We start from the raw sequence: 10,404 nt of genomic DNA, 5'->3' as shown, positions 1-10,404 counted from the left end.
CGAGGGGCGGGGCCCGCGGGGGGCGGCGCCCGCAGGGGCGGCCCGCGCGGGTTACTCCTCGTCGGCGCCGGAGAGGAAGAGGGCGAAGAGCACGGGGTGCACGCGCACGAGCTCCAGGCGGCCGCCGTAGCCCTCGGCGAGGTCGCGGGCCAGGCCCAACCCCAGGCCGGTGCTCTTGGAACTCTGCCCGCGGTCGAACACGAACGGCGCCATCTCGGGCGGCACGCCGGGTCCGTCGTCGCTGACCTCGATGACCACCGAGATTCCGGAGTGCCGCACGTCGACCCGGCAGGCCCCCTCCCCGTGGGCCAGCGAGTTCTCGATGAGCGTGCCGAGGATCTGCGCGAGCGCCGCATCGGTGGCCACCACCGACACTCCCCGCTCGCCGGTCACGTGGATCGAGCGAGCCGCCGCCTCGTACGCCGGCTGCCACAGCCGCTGCAGCTCGGCCAGCACCCGGTCGACCCGTACCGCGTGCGGCGTCTGGGTCGTGTGCCGCGTGCGGGAGAGCAGCGTGGCGACGGTGTCGTTGAGCCGCTCGACCTGCTCGATGGCGATCGTCGCCTCCTCCCGCACCGCGTCGAGGTCGTCCAGCATGGTGATCTCCTCCAGCCGCATGAGCAGCGCGGTCAGCGGGGTGCGCAGCTGGTGGGAGGCGTCGGCGGCGAATTCGCGTTCGCTGCTGAGCGTGCTGAGCAGCTTGCGGCCGCTGCGGGTCAGCTCGTTGGAGACGGCGTCGATCTCGGCGATGCCGCTGGTCGGCGGCGTGAACCGGGTGTCGCCGGCGCCGAGGCGTTCGGCCTGTTCGGCCAGCCGCGCGAGCGGGTCGGCGACGCGCCGGGATTGGTCCCGCACGACCCCCCACACGCCCAGGCCGAGCAACACGACCATCCCCAACACGAGCGGCACCGCAATCTCCGCCTGGCCCAGGGTCGGGTCGCTACCGACCGCACGCATCCCCAGCAGCACCACGACAGGCACCAGCAGCACCGCGATCGACAGCGCCACGGCCAGCAGTGTCGAGCGCAGCAGAGCGGCGCGCACGGCTCAGACCTGATCGGTGCGTTCGAACCGGAAGCCCACCCCGCGCACCGTCGTGATGAACCGCGGCCGGGCGACGTCCTCTCCGAGCTTGCGGCGCAACACGGAGACGTGCATGTCGAGGGTTTTGGTCGAGCCGTACCAGTGGGTGGCCCACACCTCGCGCATGAGCTGCTCGCGGGAGACGACCTTGCCCTGCTCGCGCAGCAACACCCGCAGCAGGTCGAACTCCTTGGCGGTCAGCTGCATCTCTTCCTCGCCGAGGAAGGCGCGGCGCGCCTGCGGGTCGATGCGCACGACGTCCTTGTCGGGCACGTCGCCGGGGCCGGTGCGCCGCAGCAGAGCCCGCACCCGCGCGAGCAGCTCCGCGAGTCGAAACGGCTTGGTGACGTAGTCGTCGGCGCCGGCATCCAGGCCGACGACGGTGTCGACCTCGTCGGCCCTGGCGGTGAGCATGAGGATCGGCGCGGTGCGCCCGTCGGCCCGCAGCTTGCGGCAGACCTCGAGACCGTCCATGCGCGGCAGGCCCAAGTCGAGCACCACCAGGTCTGGTCCGGAACGCCCGGCCTCGTATGCCTGCAAGCCGTCGCCGCACACGACGACGTCGTAACCCTCCCGCCGCAACGCCCGCGCAAGAGGCTCAGAGATTGCGGAATCGTCTTCCGCCAGTAGCACTCTCGCCATGGCGACATCGTAGGGCTAGGTGCGGAATCCGCACAGCCGACCCCGCCGTGAGGTGTCACGCATCTGCGGCGCAGCGGTTCGTAAGGCGCGAAACCCGGCCGACCCTAGACCCCGGGCCAGTCGGGAGTGCGCTTCTCGTTGAACGCGGCGACTCCCTCGTGGCGGTCGCCGGAGAAGGCGGTGGCGCGCCAGCAGCCGTCCTCGATCTCCAGCCCGGCGGCCAGGTCGACGTCGAAGCCCAGCCGCATGGCCTTCTTGGCGTTGCGGACGCCGACCGGTGAGTGAGCAGCGATGCCGTGAGCAAGGTCCAGCGCCCGCTCCCGCGCCGACCCCGCGGCCACGACCTCGTCGATGAGCCCCAGCTCAGCCGCCTGCTGGGCGCGCAGACGGGCGGCCGTGAAGATCACCCGCGCGGCACGCGACCACCCCACGCGACGGGTCAACAGCTGGGTGCCGCCACCGCCGGGGATGACGCCGACGGACACCTCCGGCAAGCCGATCGTCACCGCGTCACCCGCGACGATGAGGTCGCACGACAGCGCCAACTCGCAGCCTCCGCCGAGGGCGAACCCCTCGACGGCCGCGATCGCCGGCACCGGCAGCGTCAGCACCCCGGTGTACGCGGCGCGCGCGATGGGCCGCTGGGCCATGAGGTCGGCGTCGGTGAAGGTCTTGCGCTCCTTGAGGTCGGCGCCCACACAGAACGCCTTGGGGTTGCTGGTCGACAGCACGACCGCCCGCACGCCCCCCGTCAGCGCCTCGGCAGCGAGGTCGGCGCACGTAGCGCCGAGTTCGCGCGCGAGTTGGGTCGAGACCGCGTTCATCGCCTGCGGCCGGTCGAGCACGATTTCGGCGACATAGGCCCGTCCGGCATCGTCGACGCCCGGCGCGCTGTGCCGCACCAGGCGCACAAACTCCCGCCCCGAGCTCGCGCCGGCGGCGGCCGCGGCGGCCGCGTCGGTCGGCTGGGTCGTGGTCGGCTGGGCCTCGGTCGGCTCGGTCACGGGCGGGTCCTTCCGGAGTCTGGTGCGGCACCGCCGCCCGGGCCTGCGCCCGCCAAGCTCTCGAAGACTCTCGAAGGCCTCGGCGAACCTCAGGACCCGGGCTGGACCTGCGGGGCCCGCCACAGGTGCCAGACCACCGTCATCCCCAGACCGCGCAGCGCGCGCGGCGGAAGCCGGCTCATCTCCACACCCGGCGCCCCCTGCAGGTGCGACGCCATGCTGTCGTCAACGACCACCGTATGGGGCTGGGCCAGGTTCGTCAGGCGACTGGCCCGATTGACGGTGGTGCCGAACACGTCGCCCAGGTGCGCGAGCACGGGCCCGTGGGCCATGCCGATGCGCAGGTCGGGCATGGCGGCGTCCTGCGCGACCGCCTCGAGCAGGTCGAGCGCGATCGCGGCGGCGCAGCCGGGGGTGTCGGCGACGTAGACGACCTCGTCGCCGAGCATCTTGACGATCTGCCCGCCGTGCGAGGCGACGATCTCGGAGGCGAGCACCTCGAACTGCCCCACGAGCCGGGCCAACTGCCGCTCGGACAGGCGCCGCACGAGCGTCGTGAACCCGACCATGTCGGCGAACCCGACGGACCGCTGCGCGCCGTCCGCTTCGCTCTCCGCGTCGTTGGTCATGAGCCGTCCGATCGTGGCGGCGAGGTGGCGCTTCCAGGCGTAGATGATCATCGGTTCGATGTCGTCGACCATCCCCAGCAGCCGCTCGCCCGCGGCCCGGGAGAGCTCCGGCGAGACCTTCCGGTTCCACAGCGCCTCGTCGGCCTCCCGCTCCCGCGCCAGCGTCGCCGACAGGTTGCCCGGCAAGGCGCCCCCCGGTTCGGAGGTCGCGTCGCCGGCGGCCTGGTCGGTCGGGTTGTCGGCGTCGGGCTCCTCGTCCGCCATGACCTGGCTGCGCACCGCCTCCTCCATGACCAGCGAGGCCTGCCAGGAGGCGAGTCGGCCGACGCTGCGGGCGATGGCCCTGGTCATCGCGAGCGCCATCTCCTCGTCGATGTCGCCGGTGGCCAGGTACGCGATGACCTGCTTGATCGCGGCCTCGTCGGCGGGGGTGTAGCGCGCGTCGGTGTCGGTCGGCGCGGCGGCGAATCCGAGGGCCTGCCAGAAGCGCAGGGTGCGTTCGGGGGGGATGCCGGTGTTGGCGGCGATGTCGGTGCGGTCCAGGCAGGCGGGCCCGAGCAGCCGCGCGACAGCGTCGGCGGCCTCCACCGCGTCGGCCGGGGTGTCGGCGGCAGCATCGACGACCGGTGCCGCGTCTTCCGGCTGGCACAGCGCCTCGTCGGACTCGTGACTCACTCTCACCTCGGCCATCGGTGATGCGACTCCCGTCGGTTCGTCGAACAGTTCGTCGGGCACCTCGCCCCGAGCGGTTTCGATGCGGCCTCCCAGGTGCGCGCTACGACGGCGCCGCAGCGCTGACGGTCGTTCGTGCTCTCGTGTCGGGTGCGCCTCTGGCCCCCCAGAACGCACGCCCTCCCCACTCCTCATCTCTCGATCATGCACTGTTTCGGGGTCGAATGTGAAATACATCACCAGCAGCGAACGCATATATTTCCCCGGAGCCGGCCTCACGAACCACGAGTTTTCCCTCGCTGTCGACCGATTCGGCCGTCCCGACGGTGTGCCGACCGTTGGGCAGATAGATGTCGACAACACGACCCACAGAGACGCAGGCGGCGCTGTATTCGGCCCGCAGTTGCGGCAACGCTCCCGCGCCGGAGGCGAACCGCGCGTAGGTCTGCGCGAAGGCCTGCGCCACCGCCACCACGACGTCTTCGCGGCGGGGCACGAACGCGGCGCACTCGGCCAACGACACCGCCCGTATCGGAGACGGTGGTGCCGCGACCGAGTCGCCCCCCGGTGAGGGGGCGGCAGCTGCAGCCGGCCGCCCGGGCGGGAGCGGCTGGCCAGGCGGGAGCGGCTGGCCGGACGTGCCCGACTGGCCGGGCGGTGAAGCGGACGGCAGGGAGTCGGGCGGGGCGCTGACGTTGACGCCGACCCCGACGACGACGACGCTGCCGACGACCTGGCACAGGATCCCGCAGACCTTGCCCGGCGATCCTGGCGTCAGCGGCTCGACGAGCACGTCGTTGGGCCACTTGAGCCCGAACGCCTCCGGCCGCCCCAGCAGGCCCCCGAGCCCGCGCGCGACGGCGAGGCCGGTGAGCAGCGGCACCCAGCCCAGGTCGACCCCCGGCGCCGGCAGGGGGACGACCATCGACAGCGACACCGACGTGCCCGGTGGCGACGACCAGGCCCGCCCTTGCCGGCCCCGCCCGGCGGTCTGCTCGGCGGCCACGACGATCCGCCACGGCTGCGGATCACCCGCGGCCTGCGTATTCGTCGAATCGACCTGCTCGTGTACGTCGACTCGCGCCCAGGCACCACGCGGGTGATGCAATCTCCGGACGAGCTCTTCCAAGTCCATCATCTCGACCACGGCCCCAAGGCTAGGCTGGCGGCCATGACAGACGTCGCCGTGACCACCACCGATACCGGTATCGACCTGCGCACCACGGCCGGCAAGCTGGCGGACTTCCAGGACCGGACCGACGAGGCGATCCACGCCGGCTCGGCCCGCGCCGTCGAGAAGCAGCACGCGAAGGGCAAGAAAACTGCCCGCGAGCGCGTTGGGCTGCTGCTCGACGAGGGGAGCTTCGTCGAACTCGATGAGTTGGCCCGGCACCGGTCTCGCAACTTCGGGCAGGAGACCAACCGCCCGTACGGAGACGGGGTCATCACCGGGTACGGCACGGTCGACGGCCGCACGGTGTGCGTGTTCGCGCAGGACTTCACGGTCTTCGGCGGCTCCCTCGGTGAGGTCTTCGGCGAGAAGATCATCAAGGTCATGGACCTGGCGATGAAGATGGGCTGCCCGGTGGTCGGCATCAACGACTCCGGTGGCGCCCGCATTCAAGAGGGCGTGGTCTCCCTCGGCATGTACGGCGAGATCTTCCGCCGCAATGTGCGGGCCAGCGGTGTCATTCCGCAGATCAGCCTCATCATGGGCCCGTGTGCCGGCGGCGCCGTGTATTCGCCGGCGATCACTGACTTCGTCGTCATGGTCGACCGCACCTCGCACATGTTCATCACCGGCCCCGACGTCATCAAGACCGTGACCGGTGAAGATGTCGACTTCGAGCACCTCGGGGGCGCCCGCACGCACAACTCCAAGTCGGGTGTGGCGCATTACTTGGCGCACGACGAGGACGACGCGATCGAGTACGTCAAAGACCTGCTCTCGTACTTGCCGGCCAACAACCTCGACTCCTCGCCGGTGTTCGAGTCCGAGGGCGACGAGCTGCTCGAGTTGCGCCCGGAGGACGAGGCGCTCGACACGTTCATCCCCGACTCGACGAACACCCCGTACGACGTGCACGAGGTCATTTCCACGGTGCTCGACGACGGCATCTTCACGGAGGTGCACGGCCTTTTTGCGCCGAACATGGTCACCGGTTTCGGGCGGGTCGAAGGGCACAGCGTCGGGATCGTCGCGAACAACCCGAGCCAGCTCGCGGGCACTCTGGACATCGACGCCTCGGAGAAAGCGGCGCGGTTCGTGCGGACCTGCGACTCGTTCTCCATTCCCGTGTTGACGTTCGTCGACGTGCCGGGCTTCCTGCCGGGCACCGATCAGGAGTGGGACGGCATCATCCGCCGCGGCGCCAAGCTCATCTACGCGTACGCGGAGGCGACGGTGCCGCTCATCACCGTCATCCTGCGCAAGGCGTACGGCGGCGCGTACGACGTCATGGGCTCCAAGCACCTGGGTGCCGATATCAACCTGGCGTGGCCGAGCGCGCAGATCGCCGTCATGGGCGCCCAAGGCGCCGTGAACATCCTGTACCGCAAGCAGATTCAAGCGGCCCTGGATGCCGGTGAGGACGTCGACGCGGTGCGAGCCCGGTTCATCGACGAGTACGAGCTGACGCTGGCCAACCCCTACATGGCGGCCGAGCGCGGGTACATCGACGCGGTCATCCGGCCCCGCCAGACCCGCGGGCACGTCGTGAAGGCCCTGCGGGCGTTGCGGCACAAACAAGCCGACATGCCGACCCGCAAGCACGGGAACATCCCGCTGTGAGCGCCGCCGTGAACGCCACCGTGAGCCAGACGAGTGAGAGCGCCGAGGCGCCAGCGGAGCAGCCGCTGCAGGTGTTGTTCCGGGTCGAGCGGGGCGACCCGAGCCCGGAGGAGGTCGCGGCGCTGAGTGTGGTCGTCGCCGCCCTGGCGTGGGGCGGGGAGCCCGAGCCGGAGCCGGCCGCGAAGCGCCGCGGCTGGGGTAGCCGCTGGCAGGTACTCAGGCCGCGGATGATGCGCGGGCACGGTTGGGGCGGCCGTTGACGGCGACGACGCCCGAGGGCGGGCACCCTGGTCAGGTCAGTGGGCAGCGCGAGTGGACGGCCATCGACAAGGCCGCGGATGCGTACGTCGACGCGGTCGTGGCGCTACGGCCGCTGCTGGCCACCGCCGTGGGATTGCCGGGCGACGAGAGCCGCCTCGACGACCTCTCCCCCGACGGCATCGCCGAGCGCACCGACCTGGACCGTCGCACGCTGCGAGGCCTCGAGGCGTTGACGGCCGTCGACGCCACCGACGCGGTGACCCTGGAGGCGATGCGGGAGCGGATCGGGGTCGGCCTGGAGCAGTTCGACGCCGGCATCCCCCACGCCGAGCTCAACGTGCTCGCATCGCCGATGCAGGCGGTGCGCGACGTGCTCGACCTCATGCCGACCGACACCGCCGACGACTGGGCGACGCTCGCGCAGCGGATGTCCGCAATTCCGCTGGCGCTCGAGCAGTGGCACGCCTCGCTGCTGTATGCCCGCGACGGCGCGGGAGGCGGCAAGGGCCGGGTCGCGGCCCGCCGCCAGGTGCTGGCGTGCATCGAACAGGCGCAGGGATTCGCCTCCCAGACGGGCTTTTTCGCTCAACTGCCGGGTCGGGCGCGGCTGGGCGAGGGAGACCCGCTGCCGGCGTCGGTGCTCGCCGACCTGGAGGCGGCTGCGGCGGCAGCCCGCGTCGGCTACGGCGACACCGCGCGCCGACTCAGCGACGACCTCGCCCCGATCGCCTCGGAGGACGACGCCTGCGGGCGCGAGGCGTACGGGCTGCACTCGCGGTTCTTCCTCGGCGCGGAGGTCGACCTCGCGGAGACCTATGCCTGGGGGGTCGCCGAGCTTGCCGACATCCGGGCGCAGATGGCCGCCCTGGCCGCCTCGATCACCGGCGGCTCGGCCTCCGACCCCGACATCGTCGCGGCCGCCGCACAGGCCCTGGACGACGACCCTCGGTATCAGCTGCACGGCACCGACGCGCTGCGCGCCTGGATGCAGGAGCAGGCCGACACGGCCGTCGACGCCCTCGCCGGGGCACACTTCGACATCCCGGATCCGTTGCGGCGCATCGAGGCTCGCATCGCGCCGACGCAGACCGGCGGCATCTACTACACGAGCCCGTCGGACGACCTGCGGCGCCCGGGCGCGATGTGGTGGTCGGTGCCGCCCGGGGTCACGACGTTCTCCACATGGCAGGAGCAAACGACCGTCTACCACGAGGGCGTGCCCGGGCATCACCTGCAGATCGGGCAGGCCGTCGTGAACTCCGCGCAGCTCAACCGCTGGCGGCGGATGCTGTCGTGGACGTCGGGGCACGGCGAGGGGTGGGCGCTGTACGCCGAGCGGCTCATGGACGAGCTCGGATACCTCGCCGACCCGGGCAACCGACTCGGCATGCTCGACGCGGCGTCGCTGCGGGCGGCGCGGGTCGTCATCGACATCGGCGTGCACTGCGGCTTCGAGGCTCCGGAGGCGGTCGGCGGCGGCGCGTGGACCTACGACAAGGCGTGGGCGCTACTGCGCGCGTCCGCCCTCATCCCGGAGCCGATGGCCCGGTTCGAGCTGGACCGTTACCTCGGTTGGCCGGGGCAGGCACCGTCCTACAAGATCGGTGAACGCCTGTGGCTCGACCTGCGCGAGCAGGTGCGGGCCCGTGAGGGCGCCGACTTCGACCTGCGGGCTTTTCACGAGCGCGCCCTCGCGATGGGCGGCGTCGGGCTCGACACCCTGCGGCGGGCCGTCCTCACCCCGCAGGCACCGTGATCGACCTGATGCCCGGCTCGGAGGCAGCGACGACGGTGCAGTTGCTGTTGGCGTCGGCCTCCCCTGCGCGGCTCGCGACGTTGCGGTCCGCGGGTGTCTCGCCGCTGGTGCGGGTCAGCGGTGTCGACGAGGACGCCGTCCTCGCGGAGGCCCAGCATCACTTCGGCCCGTTGGAGCCCGCCGAGATCGCCTTGCTGCTGGCCCGCGCCAAGGCCGAGGCCGTCGCCGCCGAGTTGCGCACCGGCGGTCGCGCCGACGCCTCGACCGAGCCCGATGTGGTGCTCGGCTGCGACTCGGTGCTGGAGCTCGACGGGCAGGCCTACGGCAAGCCGGAATCCCCGGAGGTCGCGCGGCAGCGCTGGGCCCTAATGCGCGGCAGCACAGGAGTGCTGCACACCGGTCATTGGCTCGTCGACGTGCGGGCCCGCGACTGCGGGGGCAGCGGCGCGACGCTCGGTTCGGTCGGCTCGACGTTGGTGCGGTTCGCGAACCTCACCGATGCGGAGATCGACGCCTACGTCGACACGGGCGAGCCCCTGCGGGTGGCCGGCGCGTTCACCGTCGACGGTCTCGGCGGCCCGTACGTCGAGAGCATCGAGGGCGACTTCCACAACGTGGTCGGCGTGAGCCTCCCGCTCCTGCGCACCCTGCTCGCCGACCTCGCTGTCCCCTGGCACGCCCTGACCTGACCGCGGCCAGCCCGGTACGTCAGTTGGCCGTGCACCCGGACCGCTACCGTCAGCTGCCGGTGAAGGTGGGGGGGCGGCGGTGTTGGAAGGCGGCCTGCCCCTCGGCGAAGTCGGCGGTCAGCAGGAGGTCGCCTTGGCCTTGGCGTTCGCGGCGCCAGGCGTTCTCGAGCTCGGTGAGCGTGGCGTCGTTGATGGCATCCTTGGCGGCCCGGTAACCCAGGGACGGGCCGGCGGCCAGAGCTTCGACCAGGTCCGCGGCTGCCTGCTCGTAGTCGGTGACAGGCACCACGTGGCTGATGAGCCCCCACTCGTGCGCCTGTGTGGCAGTGACCTTCTCGGCGAGCAGCGCCATCCGCATGGCGCGGGCCCGCCCGATCGACGCGGCCACCAGAGCGGTCGCTCCCCCGTCCGGCATGAGCCCGATCTTGGAGAAGGCCAGGAGGAAGAATGCGTCCTCTCCCGCCAGCACCAGGTCGCACGCGATCGCCAACGAGACCCCGACGCCGGCGACAGGTCCGCGGGTCAGGGCGAGCACCGGCCGGGGGAAGCGGCGGATCGCGGCAATCGCAGCGTTGGCCGCGTCGAGCGTGTCGACCGTGGGCAGATCGCCGTCCTTGCCGCCGATGTCGGCTCCGGAGCAGAAACCCCGGCCGGCTCCCGTGAGCACCGCCACCCGCACCTGCGGGTCGCGGTCGTGAGCGTTGAGGGCGCCCTCGATGGTGCGCAACATCGACGTCGTGCACGCGTTGAGCGCCTCGGGCCGATTGATCGTGATCCGCAGCACCCCGCCGTCGCGCTGAACGAGCACCGGGTCGTCGTTGGTCGTCATGGGCACAGTCTGGCCCAAACAAAAAGAGCGGGGCGAAGAATCAGTGAA

Annotated in this window: 10 protein-coding genes; 4 read left to right on the top strand and 6 right to left on the bottom strand. The window is 71.5% G+C overall.

Features of this window, described 5'->3' with window-relative positions; translation table 11 throughout:
- Nucleotides 1–51: 51 nt before the first annotated feature.
- The 5 genes from KILIM_RS20815 to KILIM_RS22905 form a co-directional block, all read right to left on the bottom strand.
- On the bottom strand, nucleotides 52–1,044 hold the full coding sequence (locus KILIM_RS20815; RefSeq protein WP_006594736.1) for a sensor histidine kinase: 993 nt from the start codon (nucleotides 1,042–1,044) through the stop codon (nucleotides 52–54).
- 3 nt (nucleotides 1,045–1,047) lie between these two features.
- Nucleotides 1,048–1,725: a response regulator transcription factor gene (locus tag KILIM_RS20810; protein ID WP_006594735.1), complete on the bottom strand. Its 678-nt coding sequence runs from the start codon at nucleotides 1,723–1,725 to the stop codon at nucleotides 1,048–1,050.
- A gap of 104 nt (nucleotides 1,726–1,829) precedes the next feature.
- On the bottom strand, nucleotides 1,830–2,729 hold the full coding sequence (locus KILIM_RS20805) for an enoyl-CoA hydratase/isomerase family protein (RefSeq protein WP_006594734.1): 900 nt from the start codon (nucleotides 2,727–2,729) through the stop codon (nucleotides 1,830–1,832).
- 89 nt (nucleotides 2,730–2,818) lie between these two features.
- Complete coding sequence (locus tag KILIM_RS22910) at nucleotides 2,819–4,048, bottom strand: adenylate/guanylate cyclase domain-containing protein (protein ID WP_157551872.1); 1,230 nt, start codon at nucleotides 4,046–4,048, stop codon at nucleotides 2,819–2,821.
- 184 nt (nucleotides 4,049–4,232) lie between these two features.
- On the bottom strand, nucleotides 4,233–5,168 hold the full coding sequence (locus KILIM_RS22905; RefSeq protein WP_246308829.1) for a biotin--[acetyl-CoA-carboxylase] ligase: 936 nt from the start codon (nucleotides 5,166–5,168) through the stop codon (nucleotides 4,233–4,235).
- Nucleotides 5,169–5,201: 33 nt separating this feature from the next.
- On the opposite strand from KILIM_RS22905, the gene KILIM_RS20790 reads away from it, so the two are divergent.
- Genes KILIM_RS20790 through KILIM_RS20775 form a run of 4 tightly spaced genes read left to right on the top strand, consistent with a single transcriptional unit; the run spans nucleotide 5,202 to nucleotide 9,527 of the window.
- Complete coding sequence (locus KILIM_RS20790; RefSeq protein ID WP_006594731.1) at nucleotides 5,202–6,821, top strand: acyl-CoA carboxylase subunit beta; 1,620 nt, start codon at nucleotides 5,202–5,204, stop codon at nucleotides 6,819–6,821.
- On the top strand, nucleotides 6,818–7,081 hold the full coding sequence (locus tag KILIM_RS20785) for an acyl-CoA carboxylase epsilon subunit (RefSeq protein ID WP_006594730.1): 264 nt from the start codon (nucleotides 6,818–6,820) through the stop codon (nucleotides 7,079–7,081). The genes KILIM_RS20790 and KILIM_RS20785 overlap by 4 nt, the downstream gene beginning before the upstream one ends.
- Nucleotides 7,078–8,838: a DUF885 domain-containing protein gene (locus KILIM_RS20780; RefSeq protein ID WP_051988919.1), complete on the top strand. Its 1,761-nt coding sequence runs from the start codon at nucleotides 7,078–7,080 to the stop codon at nucleotides 8,836–8,838. The genes KILIM_RS20785 and KILIM_RS20780 overlap by 4 nt, the downstream gene beginning before the upstream one ends.
- Before the next feature lie 8 nt (nucleotides 8,839–8,846).
- A complete protein-coding gene (locus KILIM_RS20775) occupies nucleotides 8,847–9,527 on the top strand; it encodes a Maf family protein (RefSeq protein WP_040564013.1) in 681 nt (226 codons plus the stop codon).
- 49 nt (nucleotides 9,528–9,576) lie between these two features.
- Here KILIM_RS20775 and KILIM_RS20770 read toward each other — a convergent pair whose 3' ends face one another.
- Nucleotides 9,577–10,356, bottom strand: a complete 780-nt coding sequence (locus KILIM_RS20770) for an enoyl-CoA hydratase (protein WP_040564012.1) — start codon at nucleotides 10,354–10,356, stop codon at nucleotides 9,577–9,579.
- Nucleotides 10,357–10,404: the final 48 nt, after the last annotated feature.

The organism is Kineosphaera limosa NBRC 100340 (assembly GCF_000298215.1).
GTDB classification, from domain to species: Bacteria; Actinomycetota; Actinomycetes; order Actinomycetales; family Dermatophilaceae; genus Kineosphaera; species Kineosphaera limosa.
The sequence above is the reverse complement of the archived record's forward strand: the minus strand, read 5'-3'. Positions and strand labels throughout refer to the sequence as shown.

What these genes read in the sequence shown, in the direction of transcription:
- KILIM_RS20810 (WP_006594735.1), bottom strand. Translation starts at nt 1,725, where the DNA reads ATGGCGAGAGTGCTACTGGCGGAAGACGATTCCGCAATCTCTGAGCCT.
- KILIM_RS22910 (WP_157551872.1), bottom strand. Translation starts at nt 4,048, where the DNA reads ATGGCCGAGGTGAGAGTGAGTCACGAGTCCGACGAGGCGCTGTGCCAG.
- KILIM_RS22905 (WP_246308829.1), bottom strand. Translation starts at nt 5,168, where the DNA reads ATGATGGACTTGGAAGAGCTCGTCCGGAGATTGCATCACCCGCGTGGT.
- KILIM_RS20790 (WP_006594731.1), top strand. Translation starts at nt 5,202, where the DNA reads ATGACAGACGTCGCCGTGACCACCACCGATACCGGTATCGACCTGCGC.
- KILIM_RS20775 (WP_040564013.1), top strand. Translation starts at nt 8,847, where the DNA reads ATGCCCGGCTCGGAGGCAGCGACGACGGTGCAGTTGCTGTTGGCGTCG.
- KILIM_RS20770 (WP_040564012.1), bottom strand. Translation starts at nt 10,356, where the DNA reads ATGACGACCAACGACGACCCGGTGCTCGTTCAGCGCGACGGCGGGGTG.